General features: G+C 60.2%; 26 protein-coding genes. 5 read left to right on the top strand and 21 right to left on the bottom strand.

Going from position 1 to position 26,985, the window contains the following annotated elements:
• The first annotated feature begins 2 nt into the window (after positions 1–2).
• The 3 genes from YUO_RS41695 to YUO_RS0125520 all read left to right on the top strand — a co-directional run bounded on the left by YUO_RS41695 (position 3) and on the right by YUO_RS0125520 (position 4,386).
• Positions 3–2,036: a DUF3732 domain-containing protein gene (locus YUO_RS41695; RefSeq protein ID WP_051379649.1), complete on the top strand. Its 2,034-nt coding sequence runs from the start codon at positions 3–5 to the stop codon at positions 2,034–2,036.
• Between the two features lie 55 nt (positions 2,037–2,091).
• The gene (locus tag YUO_RS0125515) at positions 2,092–3,159 is read left to right on the top strand and encodes a hypothetical protein (RefSeq protein WP_028349821.1); all 1,068 of its coding nucleotides are present in this window, start codon (positions 2,092–2,094) and stop codon (positions 3,157–3,159) included.
• 162 nt (positions 3,160–3,321) lie between these two features.
• Positions 3,322–4,386 carry a DUF3800 domain-containing protein gene (locus tag YUO_RS0125520; RefSeq protein ID WP_028349822.1) on the top strand — a complete coding sequence of 355 codons (1,065 nt, stop codon included), beginning with the start codon at positions 3,322–3,324 and terminating at the stop codon, positions 4,384–4,386.
• 449 nt (positions 4,387–4,835) lie between these two features.
• Here the strand turns inward: YUO_RS0125520 and YUO_RS0125525 are convergent, their stop codons facing one another.
• A complete protein-coding gene (locus YUO_RS0125525) occupies positions 4,836–5,075 on the bottom strand; it encodes a helix-turn-helix domain-containing protein (protein ID WP_028349823.1) in 240 nt (79 codons plus the stop codon).
• A 93-nt stretch (positions 5,076–5,168) separates the two neighbouring features.
• Between YUO_RS0125525 and YUO_RS0125530 the strand changes: the two genes are divergently transcribed.
• The gene (locus tag YUO_RS0125530; RefSeq protein WP_156908768.1) at positions 5,169–5,570 is read left to right on the top strand and encodes a hypothetical protein; all 402 of its coding nucleotides are present in this window, start codon (positions 5,169–5,171) and stop codon (positions 5,568–5,570) included.
• Between the two features lie 15 nt (positions 5,571–5,585).
• Here the strand turns inward: YUO_RS0125530 and YUO_RS0125535 are convergent, their stop codons facing one another.
• The 12 genes from YUO_RS0125535 to YUO_RS0125590 form a co-directional block, all read right to left on the bottom strand.
• Complete coding sequence (locus YUO_RS0125535; protein WP_028349825.1) at positions 5,586–5,819, bottom strand: DUF2274 domain-containing protein; 234 nt, start codon at positions 5,817–5,819, stop codon at positions 5,586–5,588.
• A gap of 3 nt (positions 5,820–5,822) precedes the next feature.
• A complete protein-coding gene (locus YUO_RS47910) occupies positions 5,823–7,010 on the bottom strand; it encodes a TraB/TrbI/VirB10 family type IV secretion system protein (RefSeq protein WP_235782825.1) in 1,188 nt (395 codons plus the stop codon).
• An 83-nt stretch (positions 7,011–7,093) separates the two neighbouring features.
• On the bottom strand, positions 7,094–8,116 hold the full coding sequence (trbG, locus tag YUO_RS0125545; protein ID WP_028349827.1) for a P-type conjugative transfer protein TrbG: 1,023 nt from the start codon (positions 8,114–8,116) through the stop codon (positions 7,094–7,096).
• Positions 8,113–8,817 carry a conjugal transfer protein TrbF gene (gene trbF / locus YUO_RS0125550; protein WP_028349828.1) on the bottom strand — a complete coding sequence of 235 codons (705 nt, stop codon included), beginning with the start codon at positions 8,815–8,817 and terminating at the stop codon, positions 8,113–8,115. Before trbF ends, trbG begins: the two co-directional genes overlap by 4 nt.
• A 3-nt stretch (positions 8,818–8,820) precedes the next feature.
• Positions 8,821–9,984 carry a P-type conjugative transfer protein TrbL gene (gene trbL, locus YUO_RS0125555; protein ID WP_028349829.1) on the bottom strand — a complete coding sequence of 388 codons (1,164 nt, stop codon included), beginning with the start codon at positions 9,982–9,984 and terminating at the stop codon, positions 8,821–8,823.
• 11 nt (positions 9,985–9,995) lie between these two features.
• Positions 9,996–10,748 (bottom strand): P-type conjugative transfer protein TrbJ, encoded by a 753-nt coding sequence (gene trbJ / locus YUO_RS0125560; protein WP_051379650.1) that lies wholly within the window; start codon positions 10,746–10,748, stop codon positions 9,996–9,998.
• A 35-nt stretch (positions 10,749–10,783) separates the two neighbouring features.
• Entirely contained in the window at positions 10,784–13,369 is a 2,586-nt protein-coding gene (trbE, locus tag YUO_RS0125565) for a conjugal transfer protein TrbE (protein ID WP_028349831.1), read from the bottom strand.
• Positions 13,363–13,620, bottom strand: coding sequence for a VirB3 family type IV secretion system protein (locus YUO_RS0125570; protein WP_028349832.1), 258 nt, complete (start codon positions 13,618–13,620; stop codon positions 13,363–13,365). The genes trbE and YUO_RS0125570 overlap by 7 nt, the downstream gene beginning before the upstream one ends.
• Entirely contained in the window at positions 13,620–13,916 is a 297-nt protein-coding gene (locus tag YUO_RS0125575) for a TrbC/VirB2 family type IV secretion system protein (RefSeq protein ID WP_035727612.1), read from the bottom strand. The genes YUO_RS0125570 and YUO_RS0125575 overlap by 1 nt, the downstream gene beginning before the upstream one ends.
• 86 nt (positions 13,917–14,002) lie before the next feature.
• Entirely contained in the window at positions 14,003–14,986 is a 984-nt protein-coding gene (gene trbB / locus YUO_RS0125580) for a P-type conjugative transfer ATPase TrbB (RefSeq protein WP_028349834.1), read from the bottom strand.
• The gene (locus YUO_RS41700) at positions 14,979–15,533 is read right to left on the bottom strand and encodes a hypothetical protein (RefSeq protein WP_051379651.1); all 555 of its coding nucleotides are present in this window, start codon (positions 15,531–15,533) and stop codon (positions 14,979–14,981) included. The genes trbB and YUO_RS41700 overlap by 8 nt, the downstream gene beginning before the upstream one ends.
• 11 nt (positions 15,534–15,544) lie before the next feature.
• Positions 15,545–17,572: a conjugal transfer protein TraG gene (locus YUO_RS0125590; RefSeq protein ID WP_028349835.1), complete on the bottom strand. Its 2,028-nt coding sequence runs from the start codon at positions 17,570–17,572 to the stop codon at positions 15,545–15,547.
• Positions 17,573–17,990: 418 nt separating this feature from the next.
• Between YUO_RS0125590 and YUO_RS46485 the strand changes: the two genes are divergently transcribed.
• Positions 17,991–19,373, top strand: a complete 1,383-nt coding sequence (locus YUO_RS46485) for a GSU2403 family nucleotidyltransferase fold protein (RefSeq protein WP_051379652.1) — start codon at positions 17,991–17,993, stop codon at positions 19,371–19,373.
• Between the two features lie 12 nt (positions 19,374–19,385).
• On the opposite strand, the gene rlxS is transcribed toward YUO_RS46485, so the two are convergent.
• From rlxS to YUO_RS0125640, 8 genes are all read right to left on the bottom strand, one after another.
• On the bottom strand, positions 19,386–21,353 hold the full coding sequence (gene rlxS / locus YUO_RS0125600) for a relaxase/mobilization nuclease RlxS (RefSeq protein ID WP_028349836.1): 1,968 nt from the start codon (positions 21,351–21,353) through the stop codon (positions 19,386–19,388).
• Between the two features lie 333 nt (positions 21,354–21,686).
• Positions 21,687–22,226, bottom strand: a complete 540-nt coding sequence (locus tag YUO_RS0125605) for a S26 family signal peptidase (protein WP_028349837.1) — start codon at positions 22,224–22,226, stop codon at positions 21,687–21,689.
• Entirely contained in the window at positions 22,216–22,434 is a 219-nt protein-coding gene (locus tag YUO_RS0125610) for a helix-turn-helix domain-containing protein (protein WP_028349838.1), read from the bottom strand. The genes YUO_RS0125605 and YUO_RS0125610 overlap by 11 nt, the downstream gene beginning before the upstream one ends.
• A gap of 153 nt (positions 22,435–22,587) precedes the next feature.
• Entirely contained in the window at positions 22,588–23,217 is a 630-nt protein-coding gene (locus tag YUO_RS43950; RefSeq protein WP_198028089.1) for a DNA -binding domain-containing protein, read from the bottom strand.
• Positions 23,218–24,041: 824 nt separating this feature from the next.
• On the bottom strand, positions 24,042–24,191 hold the full coding sequence (locus YUO_RS46490) for a hypothetical protein (protein WP_156908770.1): 150 nt from the start codon (positions 24,189–24,191) through the stop codon (positions 24,042–24,044).
• 257 nt (positions 24,192–24,448) lie between these two features.
• A complete protein-coding gene (locus YUO_RS0125630) occupies positions 24,449–24,766 on the bottom strand; it encodes a DUF736 domain-containing protein (RefSeq protein ID WP_028349841.1) in 318 nt (105 codons plus the stop codon).
• Positions 24,767–25,496: 730 nt separating this feature from the next.
• On the bottom strand, positions 25,497–25,634 hold the full coding sequence (locus tag YUO_RS46495; RefSeq protein ID WP_156908771.1) for a hypothetical protein: 138 nt from the start codon (positions 25,632–25,634) through the stop codon (positions 25,497–25,499).
• A gap of 308 nt (positions 25,635–25,942) precedes the next feature.
• Positions 25,943–26,881, bottom strand: a complete 939-nt coding sequence (locus YUO_RS0125640) for an SLOG family protein (RefSeq protein WP_028349842.1) — start codon at positions 26,879–26,881, stop codon at positions 25,943–25,945.
• Between the last annotated feature and the right edge of the window lie 104 nt (positions 26,882–26,985).

Consider the following 26,985-nt stretch of genomic DNA (forward strand, 5'->3'; position numbering starts at 1 on the left):
CGATGAAACTTTTCATTAAGGCGGTCGTCGTATGGCCGGAGGACCCAAACCACGATCCGCGAAGGGTACCCTTCGATATCGATAAAGTGTCCGTAGTGACCGGTTGGAGCAGTACGGGTAAGTCCTCGATCGTCGACATTATTAATTACGTTCTTGGGTCGGGAACCTGTTCGATACCGGTTGGCTACATCCGCGATCTTGCATCTTGGTACGGGCTGGAGATCGAGACTGACGTGGGTCCGATGCGGATCGCACGTCCTAAACCAGCCGCTCGTCAGATTTCGGACGACATCTGGCTACAGCAAGGTGGCGACACCGAGGGCCCACTCCCTAGGCGGCCAACGCCGACTATTAATGTTGCGCGTTTGAAAGCAATGTTCGATGCGATGTCAGGCCTGTCAAATCTAGGCATCGTCCCAGAAGGGGAGCAAAGCCGAGCAAGCTTTCGCGACATGGCATCCTTTAATCTGCTGCCACAGCATATAGTCGCTAATCCCTACACGCTTCTCTTCAAAGCGGATTCGCAGTCTCACCGCACCAAGCTCCAGCAGGTGCTTCCTTTGGCCATGGGCATTGTGACTAATGAAGATTTGGTTCGCGCCCATCGGCTAAGGCTTCTTCGCGACGAACTTCGTCAGATAGAAGCGGAGTTACGGACAAGACGCGATGCGATCGACAACTGGAAGGCGAATGCGCGGGGTGCTTTTTATCGCGCTCAAGAGCTTAGCTTGCTTCCGCCTGGCGAACCGCCCGAAAGCCTGCAGCTCTTGATCGGGCTCCTCCAGAAGGTCGTGAATGCCGGTGGCCATACGATCGCTACGGCAGGCAGAGTGACGGCTGCCGTCGAGCGGCTCGAAGACATTCGCCGGCGCGAGGAACATCTTGACGCCAAGATTAGCGCGGATCGACGACGGCTTCGCAAATTGAAGAGCTTAGCTCGCTCGGTGCTTGACTATGACGAAATCCTGCAAGAGCAACGGGCGAGCGTGGTTGGAGTTGGATGGTTCAAGGCTCAAACCCATGCAGAGACGTGCATTCTGTGTGGATCTGATACGGATACTGCCAAACAGGCACTCGCTAATTTGGAAGAGCCCATAGCCGAACTCTCTGCCCTCGCAGCTAGCGCCACTTCGACCAAGCCGATGGTCGATCGAGATATCATCGTAATCCAAGAGGAACTGTTGCGACACGAGCGGGATCTGTTGGCATTACGGCAGACGCGACAGGTCTTTGAAGCCGAAGTCGATATCGAGCAAGGCCGCAGTCAAAGCTTGGAGAACGTTTATCGGTTTATTGGCTCAACTGAGCAGGCTCTCAACATGCTCGGCGAGGTCGAAGGCGAGAGTGGACTCGCGGAGCGCGCAGAGGCGCTTCGCAAGGAGATCGCAGACCTCAACGCCCAAGCCAATGAGCTGGAGCGAAAAAGCCGGGCAGAACGGGCTCACAATCAGATATCAGGCTATATCCCCAGATTCATCGAGGCGATGGGCGTCGCCGGTGCGGAAGGCAAACCAGTCCTCGACGAACGTGAGTTAAACATCAAGTTTGAACGAGAAGGAGCAAATCGCCCTGACTATCTGTGGGAGATCGGCAGCGGAGAGAATTGGATGGCGTACCATCTGGCCGCGCTTCTGGCACTTCACGGTGTGTTCCTAGCGCGTGGCACGACCAATCCAGTACCTTCCTTCCTCGTCATCGATCAGCCCAGCCAGGTCTATTTTCCGAGCGACACATTCGACGCATTCATCAAAGGCGAACAGCCCGCAGGTGGGCAGGATCAGCGGCCTAGACGCCGCAGGCATCTGACAGACATCGAGAGCACCGAGCGCATCTTCTCCAGCCTCGCGCGCGCCCATAAGAGCTTTGAGGCCCGCGTTCAGATTATCGTTCTAGATCACGCAGACCGAAATGCTTGGGGTGACGTGGATGGGGTTGTTGGAGTTGCCAATTGGCGCGATGACGAGGACTTCCTTATCCCAGCCTCGTGGATCTCTCCACGATCTCAGGATACAGAAAAGACTGATGAGTACAACTGATATGGCGCCGCGCGGAAGGCGGCCAAGCCACAGCTGATCGTTTCGGAGACTGTCCATGAAATGGGGAGACAGCGCCCGCGATTTTGATACCGCGCTGGCGGTCTGGCCGCAGTATCGCCCGTTATACGATAACTGGCTGATGCAAGAACTGGTGGAGCAGGGCGAAAAGGCTCCAATCTGGCGCGATCGCAGGGTGCCGACCGAGAATGGACATGTACGCGGCGACGTCTATCCGGATCGCGAGGCCGCATTGTCGGCCGCCGCCGCTCTCAACGAGACGCTCCACGACGCACTTGCAGCGCGCGACATGGAGGCCATGAGAAAGCTTTCGCTTCAGCTTAAAGTCGCGAAGAATCTGCAATCCAAAGAGCGCCTTCGCGACGAAGAGGAGCTTATGCTCGCCGAAGCACGGCGCAGGCACGCGAGCGATCCACGGCCGGACCCAACCGCCATCGTGCTCCCGGCGGAATCAGAGCCCTTCCGCCATGAACTGAGCGAACAGCTTTCAGACATGCCTTATCTGAGGGTCGCAATAGTCGGGAAGCCGGCTCGCCGTTGGCACCGTTCCATTCTATACCTCTCACACGACAACAGTTGGTCCAAGCCTTACATGGCGGGTGAGCGATCCGCAACAATGGCCATGCGCGCACGGATCGCAAACGGTTTCGGCTGCAGCGCCGACACGCATTGGGGAAAGACCAAAGCCAAGATCCGCCAAGTCTTGTTGCCGCGCGCCAATCAGCTGCTACAGCTCGCAAGCGTGCAGCGCATGCTCGCGGAAGCATTGGCCAACGGCCAGAAGGTGCTGGTCTCGAACGGCATCGTCTTCTGGTACGAAGAGGACGGCGGTGTCGGCTGGCAGGTCAAACATACCGTGTCCACCAGAGAGTCTGAGGGCAACACCTTATGGAAGGAAGGCACCATCCGCTCAATAAACCACGGTCGATTGGTTATCTTGCCCTACATCAAGGAAAACGGTGAGCAGGTGCGGGGGCACACCAGGAACGGACCGAACGACGGTAGAGCCAAACCACGTCATCCGGATCACTACGTGGATATCCCATTCGCGCAACTCGACGGTGACCTCATGATCGGTCTGTTCGGCGAATTACCATATGAGTAGCTTGAAGCGGCGCGAGCACTCACGACCTTGTGGTTATCAAGCACCTGGCGGTTTCTCTTATCGCGATCCGGCCCATCGATTTCGAACACCAGTAGGCATAGCTTCCCAAGGAGATTCTTTTAGGATCGCTAAAACGTGCCCCCATTACCAGGATACGTAGACATGGAGTGTTTTCGTATCGACGAAAGTGGATACACGGGGTTTGACCTTCTGAACACCGACCAGCGTTTCCAGGGCGCTTCAGCGATTGCTATTAGCGACGAAGATGCCGCTCGCCTCATCAAGGAACACTTTCCCCGGCTCCAAGCACCAGAGCTCAAGTATCGTTCGCTATCGCGTCGCCCCGCCAATCACGAGCGGCTGCTTTCGCTGCAAGGCGACCTTCTCACCCACTACAAATGCGTGACATATGTCTGCGACAAACGCTATCTGTTGGTGCTCATGTTCGTGGACTACGCCGTCGAGCCCTTCTACGACGAACGGGGCATCGATTTTTACGAGGACGGGCAGAACTTCGCGATGGCGTCGTTGCTCACGATGTCCGGCCCTACCTTTCTCGGACAGGCGGCCTTCGATAACATACTCGCGGCGTTCCAACATGCCGTCAAGGACAAGACGCCGGAGGCTTTAACGACACTTGTTGCCGCAGTGCGCGCGACCCGCTGGCGCGAATTCCCCGAGGGCCTGGGACCACTCGCCCAGTACGCCGCACCCGAATGTCTCTCAGCAATCGCGACACCCGGCGTAAACACCGACGCAGCGTTGATAGTGTTGCAGTCGCTCATCAGCCGAATGGAAGTGATGGCAGACGGGCCCTATCGCGTCGAGCACGACCGGTCAAAAAATCTACTCACTTACCATAACCTGCTGCAGCGTTTCATCGATCACGACCAGGAAATCGAGTTTCGCCAAACCGAGATTGCATCACTCAAATTTCCGCTCAAGCTCACCGAGGTCACACAGGTTGATTCCAAGGCGAGTCCAGCAGTGCAACTGGCTGACGTCATGATTGGTGCCGCGATTGAAACGGCAAACAATATAGCAGGCCTGCGGTCCGGTGGGCTCGATCCCGAAGCGGTGATGTCACTCTATGCCGACCACCAGTTCATCCATATGATCCCTTCCGTCGACTTCGAGGAACAGCGGCGTTTCAGACAAGGCACCCAGGCTGCCGAACTGATCGACTATTTTTCGGCAAACTTCTATTATGGCCCACGCGAAAGCTGAAGGGACCTGACCTGCGTCGACACAAGGGGGAAGCCTTCCCCTGCGTCCGAGCCCGTCGGTCTCGCCCCCTCTTCGGGCAGCTGTCCCGCAACGCCCCACTTGTGACACCTATCTGACTTTCAGAAGGTTCGCCGCCCTTTCGCAGCTGAGACAATCCGTGCAAGCGCGTTCGAACCGCTACCGTCAGGAGTACCACATCGAAGATCGTAGTTTGGCGTACAAAATCGTCGCCCGTGGTAGCGGGGACGCGAATCGAACCCCGGCTCCTATTGTTCTTATTCTTCAGATTGGCAACCAGCCGCGACATCGCGCTGCCCGAATGAGAGAGAGCAGACCACTGTCGTGACAACCGCTGACTCGGGTTGTCGGAACGAGACTCCAACAATCTCTATAAGTGCTTGATTTTGCTATGGTGGGCGCGCCAGCGCTCGAACCGGCGGACCCGCTGATTAAGAGTCAGCGGGTCCGCCGGTTCGCCGTCGTCGACGATGAACTAGCTCCTCGGGGTCGACATCCAAAGCCCTAGCTATCCGCTCAAGTACTAAGAGAGAGGGATTTCTCTTGCCCGTTTCGACGCCACTGAGATAGGTCTGATGGACCTTGCACCTGTCGGCGAGCTCCTCCTGGCTGAGTTTCTTTGCCCGGCGCAACTCCTGAATATTTAAGCCGACTCGGTCCTGCAAGCGCATGCAGGAAAATCGAGAGAAACTGCACCATCAGCCCATAGACTATGAGTCATAAAGCGACTAAGTTAGCGGCTTCTGATGCAAGTTCAGAGAGCTATGTCAACAGAACAAGTGGACCTCACTTTTGGCGCCTTCGCCAAATGCGGCCAAAGCACTGCAACCGTTGGATACCGTGATGCATCGACAGGAAGCGTGGTAGCCTCGATCGAAATTCCGACCCAAGTGATCGAATGCGCGGTTCTCGAGAATGCTTCCGTGGAAATCACCTTGTTAGGCGACGGAGAGATTGCCTCCGCTGTCGCTGGACCGGCATCTGATTGCTTTTCGGCAAGGACGAGCATCTCCATTGACCACCTGGTGGACGCGTTCGTAGCTAGCCATAACCTCCACAAGGAAGAGGCGACGGAAGCGGAGCTCAGAACATTGCTCGAACGCCTTCACAAATCCGTTGAAGCGGTTGAGCGCACGATCCGTCGCCTTGGAGGTAAGGCGAAATAGGGCGCAGAGTTGCAGCTAGGATGCAACGCCCATCGATCCGCCGTGTCTTTTCTTGCTGCCTCTCCTAAAATCTGCGTCACTGTCAAGAAACGCCTCGAGCATAAATGGTATCAGTTCGGCGACCTCCTCCTTGCTGCCGTAACTCTCCGCATAGAAATCAGCGTACTCGCACAGCCGCTTCGCGAGGCTTGGCGCCAACACAACATTCATCTTGACCGGTGTCCGATCGGGCAGCTTCGCAAGCTTCATCCCTCACTCGCCCTTCGCTACTGCCTGAACGTCCTGGTATGGCTTCAGCACCAGGTCCTTAGAAACAATCACCCGTAGCGGCCAACCCGGCCGGACCGTGATCGTCGGCTGCACGTCGAGCTCACGCTCTACCAGCCGCTGCCCTGCACGGTTGGTCGTTTGCTGCGTGCTTTCCCGCAGTGCCTTGACGAGATCGCTCTCGTCGTTGCCGATCGATAGCTGCGTCCCCACCCCGATCAACGTTGCTAACGCCACGCCCTTGAGCAACTGCCAGGTATGGAAGTCCACCTCGTCCTCGAGCCCGGCATAGCCTGCGACATCGGTCGCCGGAAGGTTCTCTATCACGATCGAATTACCGTTCGGCAAGATCAGCCGCGTCCAGACGACGAGCGCCCGCTTCTGGCCAAAGGCGACGACACTATCGTATTTGCCCACAAGCCGCGTGCCCTGCGGGATCAACAGATGCTCGCCCGTCACCGTGTCGTAGACGTTTTCCGTGACCTGACCGATTGTCGCGCCAGGCAGGTCCGAATTTAGCCCCGTGACGAGACTCGCCGGAATGATCGAGCCCGCCATGACGGCAAATTTCGAAGGTGCTGCGGTAAGCGCGTGAGGATTAGTGGTCTCGGTGTCCGCTTTTGCTCCGACAAACATGAGCTTTCGCGCCTGTGAAGATGGGATGAACTCGTTGGAGCGGTCGACCATCATTCGCGCGGCCTGTGCCAGCTCTGCAGCAGATAGTCCTTGATCGCTCGACAGTGGGCGGAACGAGGACGGTGGGTTGGCTGCCGCCTCGGTGTTGCTCGCCTGTTTGCGCTTGGACTGCTTCTCAGAAAGTCTGAAGAACAATCCGGACTCCTTGGCTTGTTGCGCAATGCGCACCTGACGAATGCGCTCGGCCCGTTCTGCGTCCTCTTCCGGGTTGCTGCGGAAACTGAGATCCGAGGTGCCCGCCTTTTTTTCGTTCTCAGCGAAGGCGCGGCCAATATCACCAGGCGATGGAGGACCGAGACGGGGCGTTGAGGGAGGTAGCTCCTCGTAGGACTTTGGCAGCTTGTTCAGGCCCTCGGCCGTTTGCTTCCGCTCGGTGTTGTAGAGCTCTGATCGTTCGGCCTGTCTGAACGCACGAGGCCGAAGCGCAATGATCGCCGCACCAGCGACGAATAGTGCCGCAACGGCGCAACCGATCATGAGTGCACGTCTGCTGAGACGCCGGATTGGCCGCGGCCGTGCTCGCAATTCCAACGGCTCCGGGGATTCCTGATCCTCGTTCGTCATGAGGCGCTCCCGGTGCCGATGGACTGAGAAACCGGCCGCGCGTCGATGCGAATGATCCGGACGATGCGTTGGGGATTCTCGCCAAGGCGCAGCTCAGCGGCGCCAAACATCCGATCGACAATGTAATACGAGCCCCGCACGCGGTAGTTTACAAGATTTGGGCGGCCGTCGGCGCCCGTAACAAACAACGGCGGCGCCTCGCCTTGCGAGAGACCGGATGGCATCTGGATATAGACCTTGCGACCGTCATCGAAGGCGCGCAGCGGCCGCCATGGCGGATCATCGCCCTCGATCCGATAGCGGAAGTTCAGGCTGTCGAGGCGCACCCCGCGATCCGCCACTCGTTCCTGGTTGACCTCCGCAGCTGCGTTTTGCTTATGAAGCGCAAGCAGCGTATCCGTCGGGTACGTCCACGAGATCGAAGCCATGTAGGACTGCTTGGTAGAGACAAGCTCGAGGTGATAGGCGCGCCGATCCGTCAAGACCACGAGGTTAGTCTGGATATCCGGCAGCGTCGGCTTGACCAGGATGTGCACGCGCCGGGCTCCGCCCTGCCCGCTTAGCGTATCGCCAACGACCCAGCGGACCGTGTCGCCCGTCGAGACGTCGATCAGCTCCTCCCCCGCCTGAAGCACGATCGTTGAGACTTTCTCGGGGCTCGCATAGAGCCGGTAAAGGGCTCCCTCCGTCCATGGATAGACCTGGATGGCGTTGATGTATCCGGCCCGCGTCGGTTCCATCCTTGCCGCCTTGTTAGCCTTCGCGATTGTCTGCTCCGGCGGGACCTTTTCCTCTTTTGCGCCCTTCGTCGGATAAGGCTTTAGCTGACCGGGCAACGGCAGGATCTTCGGCACCTCAACGACCTGGACTGGCTTTGGCGGGTCCGCCTCGGGAAGCGCCTGCTCGAACGTCATTTCGTCGTAGGGCGCTTCGAGGTTGAGCTTGGTGGCGCATCCGCAGAGCACGAGGGACAGAGCGAGCACACTGGCCGACGCAGGTTTGGTGACAGCAGAATTCATTTGGAGTCTCCGATGAGGTCGCGCGACCAGTTGAGGGAGTGGACGAAAAGGCCGAGCGGATTCTTGCGCAGCATCTGCGCATCGGCCGGCGGCTTGAGGACGGTGGTGACAATGCCTGTGAAACGCTCGGTCTTGGCGATCGAGCCATTCTCGTAGGTGCTTTCTTTCCAGCGGATCTCAAAACTGTCGCTGGACGCACGCACAACTGAGGTGACTTCCACCGTGACCGTCCTAGAGCCGATCCTCGCAAACGGATCAGCCTCGCGCGCGTAGTCATTTAGAGCTAACGCACCGCGATCGGTGACGAAGTCGTAGGCACGCAACCAGTTACTTCGCACGATGATCGGGTCGATCGACAGGGAACGAACATTTTCGATAAACCGCGCCAGGAAATGCGCGATCTGCGCATCCGAGGGCTGATACGCTTGGAGCGCGGGCCCGACTGCGCGCACCTCGCCGAGCCGATCGACTTCGACGACATACGGGACAACACCCGAACGGGCGATCACGGTCAGGAGCGTCAACCCGAGAATTCCAGACGAGGCGATGGCGGCTAGCGCCGCAAGCCGCCAGTTGCTCGCCTGAACTCGCGCGGAGCCTAACCGCTCGTCCCAGACCTGGGCTGCCTTCTGATAGGGCGTTACCGGTTCCGGCGTTTCACCATAGCGAACGGACACGCGCTCAAAGGGATGGCTAGACACGTGTCAGTCCTCCCCCAGCTTCGGACCTGACGAATGTCCGCCCTTGTCACCTTCCTTCAGGGTATGGGCGGCAACGCGCGCAGCCTCGGACGCCGATGGTCGTCCCGCCGAGCCGGATCCCCAGGTCGAGCCCGTGGCGCTCCCGCCAGCAGCAGGGCCGCCACTCCGCGGACTCGACAGTTGATCGACCGCTGAACCTCCCACCGTGTTGCTAGCTGCTGAAGCCGCTCCGGCTAGCGATGCGGCCGAGCGCACTGCCGTTGCCGATCCACTTGCAGCAGCGCGGAGCCCGCCCGCTGCGGCAGCCCCTCCTCCAATCACGACGGCGGCCGCGCCCGCCAGCGTTCCCGCGGCCGCGCCGGCACCGAGCTGAGGCGCTCCCGAAACAAGTCCCGCGGCAATACCCGGACCGAAGATCCCAAGTCCGAACAGAGAAAGCGCCGCAAGCAACAGGCTCATGGCCGAGGCAATATCGATCGGCCGCGTCAGTGTGCTCGCGAGTTGACCGAAGATTGTTGACCCGATGCCGATGATAATGGCGAGAACCATCACCTTCACACCGGAAGCGACGACATTGCCTAGGGTCTTCTCGGCCAGAAAGGCGGTCTTGCCCCAGAGCGCGAACGGCACCAGGATGAAGCTCGCGAGCGTTGTCAGCTTGAACTCGATCAGCGTGACGAAGAGCTGCACCGAGAGCACAAAGAATGCGAGCACGATCAGAATCCAGCAAAACAGCAGGATCAGGATCGTCGGCAGATTGGTCAGCACATCGAATCCGGAGAACTGGCCCGTCTCCTCCAGAAGCGGATGCGCGGCGGAAAACCCAGCGGCAGCGACAAACCCTGGCCGGGTTAGGTCGGCCGCACTAAGGGTGCCACCCGACGCTTTCAGACCGATGCTCGAGAACGAGGTGAAAATGATATCGGCCAGACTCTTGAAGTTGCTGATGATAAAGGCGAAGGCGCCGACATAAAGCACCTTCTTCGCAAGGGTCACCAAGACCTGATCGTCAGCGCGCACACTCCAGGCAAGGCCGGCAAGCGTGAGATCGATGACGACGAGGGTCGAACTCAGGAACGAGACATCGCCTGCGAGGAGACCGAAGCCGGAGTCAATGTATCGCGAGAAGGTCTCGGTAAAGCGATCGATAACGGAGAGATCAGCCATGACGCCCTCTCCTACTTGCGGCCATTGTAGGCGCGCCCGTCGCCGATGAAACGAATGAAACGTTCCTTGGCGGCGGCAACGGATGCCTGTTGCTCGGCCGCTCTTAAAGTGTCCGCGCGCGCTTGGGTCGCCAGCAGCGCCTGGGTCTGCAACGACTGCTTGACCTGCAACGCCAGCAGTTCGTTGCCCGACTGTTGGGCTTGCAGTGAGCCGATCGCCCCCGACGAGTTCGCCATCAACGTACGAAGGGTCTGGCCATCCAGCTCCAGGGTGCTGACAATAGCCGCTTGAATTGCGAGCGTCTGTTTCAGACCCTCGTAGCTGTTATCCCAGCGAGCGCTGGCATCCTGCACCATCTTGTCGGACGAGATGGCCGCCCCATACTGACGAGGATAGAACTGCGCAAAATCCCGTTGAGCCTTTTCAACGTCGAATGAGATGCTTTTCGCTTGAGCGATGAGGCTGTTCATCTGGTTGATCGTCGAAGTGAGCTGCCCGACAACACTGGTCGGAAGAGCCGCTAGGTGTTTGGCTTGGTTGAGAAGCGACCGCGCCTGATTTTCGAGGCTCCTGACTTGATTATTGATTTGCTCAAGAGCTCGCGCGGCAGTCAGGAGATTCTGGCTGTAGTTCGAAGGATCGAACACGATGCCTTGCGCGCCGAGCCGTCGTGATCCATTCACGGCCACAATCATGGATAATGCGATTGCCGCTATTGCTCTTAAAGTTGAGCGAGCGGGTACGCGGCAGATGCCTTCGAACATGAGTCACTCCAGAGGTTGAGATTGCGGGTTCGGGGTCAGGCCTTGCGAGCCTGTTCGAAGGTGCTGATCAGGTTCGCAGCCCAGTGCAGGTCTCGTTCAGCGAGATAGCGCTCGGCAAAGTGATGGGGGCCGGACCTGGACAAGACCGCTTCGATGGTACGCTGGTCTTCCGGCGAGGATGCTCCAACGAGTGCAAGCGCGACCGGCCCGAGTCCTAGTTCGAACAGGCGGTTGCCTGCGCGAGACTGCAAATAGTAGTCGCGCTTGGGAAAGGCTTCTGCGATCAAGCGGATCTGGGTGTCATTCAAGCCGAAGCGCCGATAGGTTTCGGTTTGGGTCGGCTCGAGGGCGCGTGGATTTGGCAGAAATATCCTGCTTGGACAGGATTCGATGATCGCGGGCGCAATCTGGCTGTCGGCGATATCCGCCAGCGACTGGGTGGCAAAGATCACAGCCACGTTTTTCTTGCGCAGCGTCTTCAACCATTCACGAATTCGGCTTGCGAACAGCGGATCGTCCAGGAAAACCCAGGCTTCATCGAGCACGAGCAAAGTTGGGCGACCGTCAAAACGTGCATCCAGGGTGTGGAAAAGATAGGTGAGAACGGGCGCAACGAGTTCGGGCAGCGCCATCAGTTCCTCCATCTCGAAGGTCAGAACGTCGGCGCTCGACAGACGGTCGGCGTCCGCATCAAGAAAGCGGCCGTAAGGTCCTTCAAGGGTGTATGGCTGCAGCGCCTGACGCAGGGCATCGCGTGCAAGCAACGCCACGAGTCCGGTCATCGTGCGCTGGCAAATGGGCGCGGTGCCGAGGCTCTTGAGCGCGGACCAGACGGTTTCCTTGACCTCAGGCGTTACGGTGACGCGTTCGTGGGCAAGTACGCCGCAGAGCCAGTCGAGCGCCCAAAGCCGTGCCCCCTCCTCCGCAACATCCTTCAGCGGCTGAAACGCGATGCCGCCCTTGGCTCCCAGCTCATACCAGGCGCCCGACAAGGCGAGTGTCGTGGCGCGAGCGGACCGTCCCTTGTCAAACGTGATCAGCTGCGCATCCGGGTAACGGCGAAATTGCAGTGCGAGCATCGAGAGCAGCACCGATTTTCCCGCGCCGGTTGGCCCGACCACGATGGTGTGCCCAACATCTCCGGCATACAGCGAAAGCCTGAAGGGGGTCGCTCCCTTGGTTTTGGCAATCAGAAGCGGTGGCCCATCGAGGTGCTCGCATCGCTCCGGTCCGGCCCACACGGCCGACAGCGGGCACATATGGGCCAAATTGAGCGTGTGGACGATCGGCTGGCGAATATTCGCATAAGCCTGTCCTGGCAAACCGCCAAGCCAGGCCTCGACCGCATTGACACTTTCCCGGATCGTGGTGAAGCCGCGGCTATTGATCACACGTTCGACAAGCCGGATCTTGTCGTCGGCTGCGCGCGCGTCCTCATCGCTAACTGTGACGGTCGTCGTGATGTAACCGAATGCCACGAGATCGTCGCCAAGCTCCGTGAGCGCAGCATCCGCGTCGATCGCCTTGTTGCTGGCGTCTGTGTCAATGAGCGCGGCCTGCTCGTTGAACATGACCTCCTTCACGATTGCAGCCAGGGATTTGCGCTTGGCGAACCATTGGCGGCGGTACCGCGACAGGGTCGCTTGGGCCTGCGTGCGATCGAGCGGTAGAAACCGCGTCGTCCAGCGATAAGCAACGCCAAGCCGGTTCAGTTCGTCGAGCAAGCCTGGAAAGGTCACGGCCGGGAAGCCGAGGACGGTCAGCGCACGAAGGTGGCTTCGGCCGATCGCTGGCGATAATCCCCCGGTCAACGGCTCGTCGCTCAGAAAACAATCGAGATAGGCCGGGATTTCGGGGACAGCGACCGGATGGCGCTTGGTGGAGACGCAACTGTGCAGGTAGGTCAGCGTCTCCTCGTCGCCAAGCGGCCAGATCTCGGGCAGGACGGAAGACAGGAGATCGATCGCTCGGTCGGTTTCCTGAACGAAGCGCTCAAGGTGATCCCGGTATGTATGGCCCCGCGATGGCCGAGGCTGTCCAGGCTCAACGTCGAATTCCGAGACGTGCTCGTTTGGTGAATCACCCTCTTGCCTCGCCTCAGAATCTTTTTGAGCGCGTTGCTGAGGCTGTCGCAGTCCAGCAGCCTGCTTTTCCCTCGGACGTTCCAGGAATAACCCCTCCAGACGCGACACGCGTTCGGCGGGTGGCAGATACATTAAGGTCAGATGCAGCACGCTTTCAAAATGCTGCCCGCGCGGCCGCGAAGGATCGTCCCATGATTCCTCAGACGTGCTTTCGAAAGCGGCGCGACGCTCCTCATCGATAAGCCAGGATACCGCATCTGGAAACTGTGAGTGCGGATATTCCGAGGCCTCGATCCGCGTAGCGTCAAAGAACAGCGCCCAGCCCGAGCCAAAGCGTTTCAAGACATTGTTGACCCGCGAGACCACGCTCATCAGCTCCGCTTCGGTGGCGCTGTCGAGATCAGGTCCCCGGTAGCGAATGGTGCGCTGAAAGCTGCCATCCTTGTTAAGGACAACTCCGGGCGCCACCAGACATGCCCAGGGCAGCCAATCGGCCAGCCGATAGGCGTTTGCGCGGAATTCTCTCAAATTCAACATGCGAGCCAGCCCTTATGTTTGGTGTGGCGGATGGCGACCTCGACAAAGGCGGCATCCCGCTTGGCAAGCCAAACAGCTATGCCGTGACCGACAAGCCAGAGCACGAGGCCAGCGATCCAAAGCCGCAAGCCGAGCGCCAGAACGGCCGACAGGGTGCCGATCAGGATGGCCGCAGCACGCGGTGCGCCACCGATGAGAATGGGTTCGGTCAGCGAACGATGGAGCACGAGTTCGAAGCCGTCGGGGCGCATCAGATCAGGGCTCCGCCGCCGAACGAGAAGAAGGAAAGGAAGAAGGAGCTCGCTGCAAAGGCGATCGAGAGGCCGAACACGACCTGGACCATCTTGCGAAACCCGCCGGAGGTGTCGCCGAAGGCAAGCGAAATACCGGTGACGGTGATGATGATAACGGCGACGATCTTGGCAACCGGCCCCTGCACGGATTCCAGGATGCGTTCGAGCGGAGCCTCCCATGGCATGCCCGAGCCAGCCGCGTGAGCAATCGATGTGGTGAAGACCAGACAAGCTGCACCTGTCCCAAGCTTCATGAGTAGAGGCTTTTGAACACGGCGAAGGAGAAGGAACGTGCAGTTGAAGGCCGCAAAACAAATCATGTCGTACTCTCCGTGAGGAATCAGGGACGATGGGAGCTGTTGGGAAGGCCTGGCGGCGTCTCTAGGACGTAGTCGCCCGAGGGATCGAGGCCCTTGAGCTCGGCGAGAGCTTCGATCCGGCGCGCCGGCCCACGCCCCTTGATGAAGACGACGAGATCGATCGCCTCGGCAATGAGCCGGCGCGGCACAGTGGCAACAACCTCCTGGATCAGTTGCTCGATCCGGTAGAGTGCCGCGCGCGCAGAATTGGCGTGAACCGTCGCGATGCCGCCCGGGTGACCCGTATTCCATGCCTTCAACATGTCGAGGGCTTCGGCCCCTCTTACCTCGCCGACAATGATGCGGTCAGGACGCAAGCGGAGCGTGGAGCGTACGAGATCGGCAAGGCTTGCGACGCCCGGCTTGGTTCGAAGCGTCACGGCATCCTTGGCCTCACAGCGAAGCTCGCGCGTGTCCTCGATGATGACGATGCGCTCATCGAGGCGGGCGATCTCGGCCAGAAGCGCGTTGGCAAGCGTCGTCTTGCCAGAACCCGTGCCGCCGGCGACAAGAACGCTCTTGCCTTCTGTGACCGCAGCGGCGAGCACCTTGGCCATCACAGGTGACGCAATCTGCGCCTTGACGTAATCCGAGAGACGGAAGGTGGTCGTTGCGGGTTTGCGGATGGCAAAGCACGGCGCAAGCGATACCGGCGGCAGAACGCCTTCAAACCGTTCACCAGTTTCGGGAAGCTCGGCCGAGATGATGGGGAATGACCCGCTTGCTTCTGCCCGGACATGGCTTGCAACCAGGCGGATAATCCGCTCTGCCTCCTGCGCAGTCAGGACCACGCCGGTATCCGCACGCCCTGACCCGTGTCGGTCGAGCCAAAGCCTGCCGTCGGGATTGACCAGCACTTCAACGACGTCGGGCTCTTCCAGGGCCAGCGCGATCGCTTGTCCCATCGCGGTCCGCAACATGCCGCGGCGTCGCTCGCGGGTCTCGGGCGAGAGAAGATCAGACATAGCCGACCTCCTCCCGCCGTGCCGGAGATGGCCCCGGCTGCTCACCCGTCGCGTGCTGCGAGCGGGATTCGGTTGAGGAGCTATCCTTGTTGGCGCCGAGAGGCGCTCCTTCCTCCAGATGTCGCATGAAGAGGTCCGGATTTGACGTCGAGACCTGCTCCATGACGTCAGCGACCAGTCGGCCACCCGACGCAACGCGCTTGCCGACTTGGACTACGAACATTTCGAACCGTTCGCGTCCCAGCGCCCGCGCCGCATCCTGATCGCCGGACGGCAACGGCGGCGTAATCGTCAGGTAATAGCGAACAAACAGAGCGATGGTTTCCGCCATGATCGAGAGATCACGGTCGGCCCGATCGAGCTGCCGGCTCATGCGGTCGAGCCTGCGTATCAGCGCTGCATCGCCGCTGGTGTCGCGCTCCGGATTGAGGAAGCGATCGACCGCGGCTTCGACGATCGCCGATTTGTTGGTTCCGGGTCGCTTGGCTGCCAGCTCGAGCCGCTGTGCCACGCTGTCGGATACATAGGCTGACAGTTTGGGTTTCATGGGAATACTCGTCAGAACGCAGGAAGGAGATCGTCGTCATCGCGGGTAACGGCATGAGCGCTGCGAATGGTGCTTGAGCCGTTGATCGCGCGCTGCATCTGGTTGCGATCCGCAGCTACGTCCGCGTCATCATCGAGCAGCCGCTCCTCGGCGAAGCGTGCCGCCTCCATGCGGGGGGCCGTTTCCTCAAACAGCGGCAGTTGCTGCTTGAGCCCGCCCTCCTCGGCGCCTAGTTGCATGAGATCGCGGTACGGCAGGGTCGCTAGCCGAAGATCGACGCCTCGAACCTGACAGGCCCAGTCATTTGGACGTGCCGTTGGCCGGTCGCGATACTCGGCCGTGGCGAGCTGAGGCGGTGACCGCAGACGTCCAACGAAGTTTGCGTCTTCATAGTGCTTGAGCTTACGCGCCCGAATCGGGGCAAGCCCTGAAACCAGCACGATGGCCTGGTCGGGTGGCATCTGCATCACTTCGCCCGGCGTGAGCAGCGGCCGTGCGGTTTCCTGACGGCTGACCATGACATGGCCGAGCCAGGGCGCGAGCCGGTGGCCCGCATAGTTGCGCTGTGCCCTGAGTTCCGTTGCTGTGCCGAGCGCGTCCGAAATACGCTTTGCCGTACGCTCGTCATTTGCGGCAAACGCGATGCGGACGTGGCAATTGTCCAGGATCGCGTTGTTCTCGCCATAGGCCTTGGCGATCTGGTTCAGCGATTGGGCGATCAGATAGGCGCGGATGCCAAAGCCGGCCATGAAGGCAAGCGCGCTCTCGAAGAAGTCGAGCCGGCCAAGCGCTGGAAATTCATCCAGCATCAAGAGCAATTGACGATGCCTGGCCTCACCCACCTTCGTGTTCAAGGATTCGGTCAGGCGGCGGCCGATCTGGTTGAGGATCAACCGGATGAGTGGCTTGGTGCGGCTGATGTCAGATGGCGGCACGACAAGATAGAGAGTGACCGGCTTGTCGGCACTGACCAGGTCGGCAATGCGCCAATCGCAGCCTTCGGTGTTCCGGCTCACGATTGGATCGCGGTAGAGCCCGAGAAAGCTGACGGCGGTCGACAGGACGCCGGAGCGCTCATTCTCAGACTTGTTGAGGAGTTCGCGAGCGGTCGAGGCGACCACCGGATGGACCTTTGGCTCAGCTTCGGTGCCGAGATGGTTTGTGGCCATCATAATCCGCAACGTCTTCTCGAATGACTGCGCGGGATCGGCCAGGATCTCGGTCACACGTGTCAACGTCTTCTGCTCTTCCGCGTAGAGAACATGAAGGATGACACCGACAAGCAGAGAATGACTGGTCTTCTCCCAATGGGTGCGGCGTTCCAGCGCGCCTTCCGGGTCGACGAGGATGTCGGCGATGTTCTGGACGTCGCGCACTTCGGCCGCGCCTTTGCGGACCTCGAGCAGCGGATTGTAGCGGGCGCTTCTCGCGTCCGTCGGATTGAACAACAGGCAGTGCGAGAAGCTTGAGCGCCAACCGGACGTTAGCTCCCAGTTCTCACCCTTGATGTCGTGGACCACCGCCGATGAAGTCCATGACAACAGCGTCGGCAGCACAAGCCCTACGCCCTTTCCTGAGCGCGTCGGCGCAAAGCACATGACATGCTCCGGTCCGTCATGACGCAGATAGTTGCTTTCAAAGCGCCCCAGAAACACGCCCTTGGCAGCAAAGAGGCCGGTTTCCCTGATCTCCTTGGCCATCGCCCAGCGTGCCGAGCCGTAGGTCGTCACGAGCTGATTTTGCCGCGCACGCCACACCGAGTTGACTATCGCAAACAGTGCGCCTGCGATCCCGCCGGCCGCGGCAATGCAGCCTCCCTCTTCAAAGATTTCCGGGGCGTAGGCTTCGTAGGCGAACCACCATTCAAATAATCGCCAAGGCAGATAGACCGGATAGCTGGCAACGACGAACCAGGGCGCGCCCAGCCGCTCCTGAAAGCCTAGAGCCGCCGCGGTCCATTGCGTCGCTCCCCAGGCCGAGCCGATGACGATGGCGAACACGATCGTGATCTGCCCGACATAGATTTTTGCTGGAAACATTCGCTGCCCCATCGACCCACGCAACGTGAGCGGCGCGATGAAAGGGGCGAAAGCGCTTTGCGTTCAATGAAAATAAAAATTGCTCGCGGGAAGACAGAGCAAGGTCGATCATGCGTACTGCGGTCAGAAGGACTTGCGTCCAATCTGGTCGTGGATGATCCGGCGCTTCAACAGAAGGTGAAGAGCCGGCTCGAGTTGGACGATGCTTCGAGCGGACGGCGATCCACCGAGGGCCCGGACGCTCCGTCACCAAGGCCCAGAGCCACACCGCAGCAGCCGATTGGGTCTCGATTCGGTCCAAAATCATGGTTATTTTTGGCTATACTCAACTTGCGAACTGAGTATAAGAACGCTGGACAGCCGGGTTCCATTAGCATTATACTCAATCTGCAAAATGAGTATAAATCCGGAGCGGACCATGCCGGCCCCCACCCTGGTTGGGCAGACGACTTACGCCGAGCTTTTGGAGCGCAGCGCCAACGCCGCCTTCCAGGACGCCTTCGCGGAGGACGGTGCGTTCACGGCCAAGACCATCAAGGGCCGGAAATACTGGTACTTTCAGGCCGGCACCGGCGCCGAGCGGTCCCAACGCTATGTCGGCCCGGAAACGCCAGAACTCCTGGAGCGCATCGCCCGTCACAAGGACATTCGCGAGGACGAGCGCGAGCGCCGCGCTCTCGTCTCCACGTTGGTCAGGTCGTTCGGCTTTCCCCGCCCCATTCCCGAGATCGGCGAAATCATCGCAGCGCTCGCCAAGGCCGGCGTCTTCCGCCTCCGCGGCGTGCTCGTTGGAACCGTCGCCTATCAAACCTATGCCGCAATGCTCGGCGTTCGCCTGTCCGTCGGCTCCCTCCAGACCGGCGACGTCGACATCGCCCAGTTCAAGAATGTCTCGGTGGCGGTCGAAGACTCCACGCCGCCCGTGCTGGAGGTGTTGAAGGAGGTCGACAAGACCTTTCGTCCCGTTCCTCATACGGCCGATGGCCGACGCGTGACCAGTTATGCCGCCAGGGGCGGCTTGCGCGTCGACTTTCTCACTCCTCACGAAGGCAAGGAGACCGCCAAGCCCCAGAAGCTGCCGGCCCTTCACACGGACGCCCAGCCGCTCCGTTTCCTCGATTTCCTGATCCGCGACCCCGAGCCTGCGGTCATCCTGCACGGCGCGGGGATCCACGTGCACGTGCCAGCCCCGGCCCGCTACGCAGTCCACAAGCTGATCGTTTCCCGCCGGCGTCCGGAAGGGTTTGCGAAACGCGACAAGGATCTCCAGCAGGCGGAAGCGCTGCTCGCGGCCTTGGCGGACAAGCGACCCTACGAGGTGAAGCTCGCATGGGAGGAGGCCTATGGCCGCGGCCCGAAATGGCGCCAGTTGCTTATCGAAGGTCTTGGCCTGCTTGCCGCCCCGGTTCGGGACACCGTGCTCAAGACTATCGGCCTCCGCCGCTCGGCTATTCCCGGGATCGATCTCTCCTTTGAGAATCCCCCCGCCCGCTATGATTTCGGCCGCGATGTCGTGACCTTCACGGGCCAGGCCCTCGATCAGCCGGTCAGTTGCGCGATCAGCCGCGAAGCGCTGGACGACCATTTCGGCGCCGATGGCCTTGGACAGGAAGGTCGCCTGCAAGCCTTCCTCAAGAACAGGTCGAGGATCGAGGAGATCGCTCGCGCCAAGTATGTCGCCTCTCCGGTCGAAGAGCCAGGCGCTGTCCTGATCAAAACGTCGGACGTAGAGCGTTTCCCGCAAACTGGCTCCCTCGGCAGCAAAACATCCTCCGCGCCACGGACACCCAAGCGTAAGTAGCCGGGGCTCGCTTCACCGTCCGATACCGCGCTTGATCCCGATCGACCACGAGATGCCCTCGCCGCCGACGCTGCCGGTGACCGTTTGCCCACGCGCCCTCTCCAGCACCGGCCGCCAGGGCACAAGCGCAAAATCGTGGGATCGCTCGATCAACGCAAAGCGACCGCTGTTAAGCGTCAGCATGCGCCGATAAACGCCGGTGAGATTGTCGCCGGCCTTGACGTCGCGATGTTCAAGCCCCGTTCGCGCAGCAATCTCCGCAGCCGTCTGGCGGAGCTCACGGGCCTCGAGTGTCCGCAACAGATCCCGAGCGTAGCGCACTTGGCCATCCTGCTCGCGCGCGAGTCCTTGTTCGATCAGCCATTGCCGCCTCGTCCGCATTGCCGCCTCGACTTCGCTACCCATCCCGCTGTGCCCAAGCACCTCGCGCGTCCTGGCGACGAGTTGACGGTCGAGCCAGGTTGCACCCACCGCCTGTGGCAAATCCTCAAGCCGCTGCCATGACAGCACTGCAATCCGCACGGGAATACGAGAGCGCTGGCGGCTCTCATATTGAACCACCCTATCGAGATGGTCCTCGCCCACCACAAAGCTGCCATCGCCAAGCCGGCTCACTATTCCGTCCTGTCGCATCGCTTCCAGACGACGCACATGCGACGCGACAAACTGGCCCGAGGCCTGACGATCGAACTCGCGGTGAATGCGTTCGCTGTAACGCCCATCATGGGCGGCCGCGATCGTCACGATGGTTCGATCGATTTCGCGCGCCTCTGCGCGTCGAGAGGAGAGCTCCACGATGGTATTCCGGATCGGAGGCTCATCCCGAGCGGAGAGGCTGCCGATCTCCACGTAATGCGTCCGCCCATCGATCCCATCGAGCACGACATAACGGCGCTCTCTGAGCTCATCCGAAAACCCGTCGCCGACGATGCGTCCGACCAGGCGCTGGCCGCCCTCGCCCGGGTCGAAGGTGGTGTAGGTGCCTACAGCTCGCGCCATTCCAGCGGCAGCAAGTTCGCGATGAATGGTCTTGATGATGTCGCCACGCTCGCCCATGCGCCTGAGCTTTGCCTCGAGGCCGGTGTCGATCCGCCAATGGCCGGGGCCAGTCTCTTCCGCCAACCCCATCCGCTCGAGCGTTTGCAGGCGGCCCATTCGCGCGGCCTGCCAAACCGGATCCCGCGCCGGCATCGCGTTGAGTTCGAGAGCGCCATCCGGCGCATCGCGCAGGATGGCCTGGTCGAGACGCGTGAGCCGCTCGGCTGTAACCTCCTGCTGGAGCTTGCGCACGGCCTCGATTTCGGTCTCTGGACCGAGCTCCCGCGTGAGGAGATCGGCGGCCCGCGCCCGCAAGCCGTGAGCGATATAATCGCGGGCGATCACGAGGTCCTGTCCCTCGTCGTCCTTTCCGCGCAGGACGATGTGGCTGTGCGGATGGCCCGTGTTGAAATGATCCGCCGCGACCCAGTCAAGCCTGGTGCCGAGGTCACTCTCCATCTGCCGCATCAGGTCGCGGATGAATGGCTCCAGGTCGGGGAGTTCCGCGCTGTCTTCAGGCGCCACGATGAACCGGAATTGGTGGCGATCCCCGGCACTTCGTTCCGTGAAGGCCTTGCCGTCGGCGCGGTCGTTGGTCGCGTCATAGAGCTCGCCTGGATCACCGTCCCGCGTAACGCCGTCGCGCTGAACGTACCGCAAGTGCGCCCGGATGGCCCCAGGATCGCCTGTCTTGATGCGCACAATGCGCGCCTTGATCACGACGCGTCGCTGGCCCTTCGCCCTCGCCCGTCCGGCCAGCATCGCACCTTGGGCGTATCCGCGGCTGATCCGGCCGCCCGAGAAGTTCGACTTACATTGCGATCTGGCGCCGGCCTTCTCGGCCGCCTGGCGGACACGCCGAAGATAGCTGGTTGCCCGCCTGGCTTTGCGGTTGCCGATCCGGCCGAGCTTTACTTCGAATTCGTCGTCGACGCCGTGCATGATGCTGGCTCTCGTTAAGACCCCGGATATGTGAAGCCGGCAAGCGACTGCCAAGACGCAGACGAAATCAGCAAGCAACGCGATCGACTTGAGCAGAACTTGGCGACAACGCTCAACTCGGTGTCGACAAAACTGGGATGTGCAGACAACGGCTTAGGCCTCCTCAAGCTCCAGTGCTTTTATCTTGCCCTCCCGCTTCGCTGGTTCACCCGTTGATCTCAATGGAAGAGCTTGCTTCACCGCAGATTCGCGATCTGCCCGAACGAAGGCTCAGCGGCATACCAGGGAAAGGTGCGCGCCCTTTTCTGACACGCACATCGCTGTCATGGAAATTCAAATATCTGGATTCCAGGTCAAGAGCGGATGCGCCACGCCTAGGATGTCGCAGCGCAGCACCGGGCCGAAGTATCGCGAGTCGAACGAATGAGGGTGCGGCTGCAGCAAGAAAAATTCTCCTTCACTAAGCCGCAAGCAGCCCTCCCAGGTTGGCAGGGGCCGTCCCCGTCGATCGTTCTGAAGCACCTCTACAATGACCCTTCCATTGACCAAAACCGATTCGACCGGTGCTTTGGCGCGGCACACTTCATCGCCGCCCGCCGCAGCCACCTGCTTCAAAAGGGGCACCGGGCCCGGCAAAACGCCATGCGCGATGATAAGGAGCTCAATAGCCGGCGGCGGTCTGAACAGCGCCAGTTCACCGTGCGCGGGCAGACGTTGCTCCAGATAGTAGAAGCCGAGTGGCGCGCTGCCCGAGGCATTGTAGATCAAAAGCGGCATACCGCTCGCGAAGGAAATCAGCACTGCGATGATGCTGGCGCACATGGCCGAGAGCACGGCCAGTTGGCGCCAGCGGCTTGCGCGATCAATCAGCATCGGAGGTTGACCTCCGCTTATTGGCTTGCGAATATTCGATGAGGTCTTCGATGTGGTAGCGGACATAGCGTCCGTGCTTGCGGTAGGCGGGCCCTCTGCCGTTCACCCGCATTTTTTCAAGGGTATTCTTGGTGAGGCGCAACCAGGCGGCAGCCTCTACTGTATTGAGAAACGGCTTATCGGACCGTTTGTCGTCACTGTTAGTCATTTCCGAGGCTCCTTCTCACCTACCTCGTCAAGCACGAGGCGTGAGAAGAAGCGTCGTCACATTAGCAACCTGATTGGGAGTGGCGAATGCGGCAGGGTCTGTTTCGCCATCCTGCGAAAGCAAGTCTCGTCAAGCAGCCGCGACAAGAAGCGGCTAGCTCAGGAGATCGCGATAGCCGCCCTTCATCAATTCGGTTCCCTTGGCAACAAGCCGTCGCGTGCGATCTTTCAAGAATTGACTATGCCCGTACCATTCCTCCGCAACTTTTTTCTCCCCGAAGATCGTGATTGCGATCTGGCGGTAGGTCTTGCCCTCCAGGCTTTCATCGAGCGCGATCAGGGCGTGATGCATACGTTCGTCGCTTGCGAATGGCGGCGTTTGTATTGTCCTCTGGCCAGGCTCGGTGAAACGCTTCAAGCGCTTCAGAAGCTCGATTTGCGCGGAGAGGTCGCCGAGGCCATGGAGCTCGAAGACCGGCGCAAATGGCGCAGTTAGGGCAGGAAGACCGCGGATTTCGAGGGGGACATGTACGCCCGCTCCCTTCACCAACACCAACGGGACTTTGTCGACACCGATGACCGCCGTTCGATTGAACTTGAAGTCCGCAAGCGTGGACGGCGGCGTGTTTTCGTTGCCATTCTGCCTTTGGGCGTTGAGGCGGATCACCCGCTTCAGGGCACCGACGTGCCAGAACACCGGTGCCTGCCGGGCGCATAGCGCAGGGTCGGCAAAGGCATAAAGTCCCCATCGTTCGGCGCGCGGAAAGCGTCGCTGCAGCCGCAACAGCCACGTCCCATCGCTAAGTCTGATGTACGGCAGACGTCGAGGAACGGAGCCTCGCCACTCGGCGATATAGTCTTTGTTCCGGCGCAAGAACTCCCACGCCCAGTCGCATGCGTCATAGCCCGCCGGATCAAGGCGAGCGACGCCATCGCGCGCACGGCGGTGCGAAGACATGACGGGATGGTTCAGGGCCTGCCCCAAGCTAGAAAGCACATCGGAGCGCTGATCGTTTCGGCCAAATGGGGCAACAGAACGGCCCAGCGGGTACTTTCGGGCGCCGATTGCATCAGTCCGCCAGAGTCGAGATCATGCCCGCGCAAGTTTCTGCTAGTGTCTTTGTGGATCGCCCAACACCGGATCACGTAATGCGAATCGGCCGTGGTTGCGAGAACCCTTCTCTCGCCCCCGTGGTGACCCCGCGGCAGACACTCGAACGCGGTAGCGTCACGAACAAGACGTCTCAATGTCAATCTTGCAAATTCCGTGGTACGCTTTCTCGTGTGCAGCCCGATTCCGGTCTGCGCAGTAAGCGAGCTCATTTGATATTTAACGGAGGGGCACATGGCCAAGAAAGCGAAGAAGGCGAAGAAGACCACTGTGAAAAAGGCCAAAAAGAAGAAGATGAAGAAGTAAGTCTTCGACGACCTTCTGCTCGTTCCGAGCAAGATGCCTGCTGCGGCAACGTTTGCACTCGTCGAACTCACTTTGGTCTGAATGGACCGATCAATGGTTGGGCTGGACCGCATGGCGCTAGGCACCATGCAGTCCGGCCCTCAAATTCTTACAGTCGTTTCCGGCAGCTCTGCCCTGAGTTGGCGAGGCCTTTAATGAAACCCATTCATCACCGTCACGACCTCCGATAGCAGGACGCCAGTCGACATCAGCGCGGCAAGGCTGATGATCATTTGCGCCAGGCAAGTGCGCTTAAGCGTCACCGCTGGTGGATCGGGAAACACCATGAACGGACTCGCCATCGTCAGCTCCGTGAAGCGGTGAACACGTTTGTAGTGGCCGAGAAATAGGGTGAGTCGCGTCGATCGCGATGCAGTATATTTGTTGCCCGTAAGGTTGACTCTTCACCGACTCGGCTGAGGCAAACTCGCGGGCACGAATTGAGGCCCCGCGCCGAATCGGTTGGCCTAAGTTCAGGTAAACAAAAGATTAACGGCTTGCGTCGCACGGCTAAAAGGCCCCGCCCGAGTGGGTCGGGCGGGGCTCGGTGGCGAGAACCTCAGTCGCCGTTCTTCCGCGGCCGCGACCAGAGCAGAGTATGACCTTCGTCTTCATCCTCGAACAGGTTCGCGTAGATCGGCGCGTTGAACGAAGGATCATCGAGCTTGAGCGAAAGGTAGTCGCGGCCCTCCTCTGACCGCTTCGACCAGGCTGCCCCGATCTCGGCCCGGCCGACATAGACGCGATGGCTGGGCGCGTTCTCGTTGGTGCGATTGGGCTCGGCGACGATGCGGACGCCCTTCGCTTGCACGCTCAGCGTGACGATCTCGCCCTGAAAATCGTTGCCGACCTTCTTAAAGGAACCGATGTTAGCCATGTCACTTCTCCTTGAGTTTTCGAGCCCGCGACCACCGCGGCCTCGATGGTGATCGAGAGGCCGAATGACGATCGGCGACGCACCCGCTCGCGGGCCGGAGCGTAGCGGAGGACGCTAGCCGGAAGACTTTCTTGGCTCGCGAGGAATGGGCGTCAGCCCAGGGGAAGAAAGTCTTAACGGCGGCGTTGCGGCTCAGACGATCGAGGCGGAGCCGGTCTTCGGCCAGATCAAGCCATCAAGAGGCAAGGTGCGTCCGTGCGCTGAACAGCCTTAAGGAGACGAGGCGGCGGACGTCGGCCGTCCTGTACAAGAGGTCGAGAGGTTCAGGCGAAGAAAGGAAACAACGTGCGGGAAAAGTCGGGCGTCGGCCGCCCCGAAACAGCCGTTAGAGAACGCCCGCCCCGACACTAACAGAGTTGCCGATGATTGGCATAATGGCTGTGTAGTGCTCTGAGGAGACCGCCTCTCCCTGCGATGCCGATCATTGGCGATCTCGACGCGCCTAATGTTGAGGAGAACCCTGGGCGCCGAGCCGAAGGGCTATAGCCGTCTTGGCCGCGAGAACTGGTTGACGTTCGGTTCGCCCTACCCTGACTGACTGAAGCGGGGCAAGCTCGGCCAAGACAGTCATGCGCGCCCGCCCCGTGTCACCGATGAAGATCGAACCGATGCAGCCAAAGATCTCGTGTGCCAGAGCGGGGATGGCACCCCAACATACGATATCCGAGAATCACATAATAACGGCAACGGCGGCCGAAATGGCAAAGACTGCCGCGATGGTTGCGCGCAAGACAAATGACCGCGCGGTGGCAAAGGTGATCTGACCGATGAGGAGCATCATCGCGGCGGGAGCAATGCCGACGAGCAACGCGCCGATGGCGCCCGCACTATGAAATACCATCACGCCGGCAGTGAAACTAACCAGGAATGAAAGGGAGTCTACAGCGAGAGCAAAGATGTGAGCAGAATAGACCGATGCGAAGTATTGAGGAAGTCCGAGAGCAATTCGCGCCTTCCACGATCACCTGGACGCGAGGTTACTCAAGCCGGAACTAGTTAGAAGTGCGGCTCACTGTCTAACCACATTCGAGGTCGCGAATGTGCTCGGGGGCGCAATTGCGTCGGTTACGACGCCTGCCCTATGCAGGGAGATTTCGAAATCGGCATGGACGGCGCTCACGCGCCGCCATCCCCAAACTTCCAGACCGGGATACCGAGTCGTTTCGCCTTGTCGGCGAGATTGCTCTGGATGCCAGTGCCGGGGAAGACCATGACGCCGATCGGCAAGATCTCAAGCATCGCGTCATTGCGCTTGAACGGTGCGGCCTTTGCGTGCTTGGTCCAGTCGGGCTTGAAAGCAATCTGGGGCACCTTGCGATTGGTCGCCCATTTGGCGGCTATCAGTTCGGCGCCTTTCGGCGAGCCGCCATGCAGCAGCACCATGTCAGGATGCTTAGCGTGGACCTTGTCAAGTCGATCCCAGACCAGATGATGGTCATTGAAGTCGAGGCCACCGGTTAGGGCAATTTTAGGGCCGGCCGGCAGCAACAGTTCGGTCTCCGCCCGGTGTTTGGCGGCGATGAAATCCCTGGAGTCGATCATCGCCGCAGTAAGCTTGCGATGATTGACCAGCGATCCAGAGCGAGGACGCCAGTGCGAGCCGGTATGGACCTGGAAGCGCTCGATGGATTGATCGCGGAAGAGCTCCATGCAGTTGCGACGTTCGACCAGCGTGATGCCTTCGGCCGTGAGCCGCTCGAGTTCGACCGATCTGATTTCCGAGCCGTCCTGCTCACGCTGGCTCTTCCGCTGCGCTTGCTCGTTGGCGTCGAGCTCGCGCTCGATGCGCTCTGTTGCACGGTGGAACAGGTTGACCGTCGACCAGAGCAGGTCATCGATATCCGGCTCGAGGCGAGTGTCGCTTAGGGTTGCGACGAGGGCGTCGAAGATATCGGCGACCGCACCCGCGATCATCTTGCCTTCGGGAAGCGGCCTCGGGTCTGGCTCGTCGTTCAAAGGACGGTAGCCAAAGAGCTGAAGTTCGCTAATGACGTGATCAATCGGGGATGAGCCGTGCGTTGCTTCGAAATCTAGGTCGTTGCGATCGGATGTCATGGTCGAGGTCCTTTGCCCGGATCGGCCGCGCCCATCGCGGCCTTCGTGGCGATCACCTGACAGCGGGCGGAACGGACCAGAACCCGAAGCGAAGCGAAGGGCCG

This window comes from Bradyrhizobium murdochi (assembly GCF_000472965.1).
GTDB classification, from domain to species: Bacteria; Pseudomonadota; Alphaproteobacteria; order Rhizobiales; family Xanthobacteraceae; genus Bradyrhizobium; species Bradyrhizobium murdochi.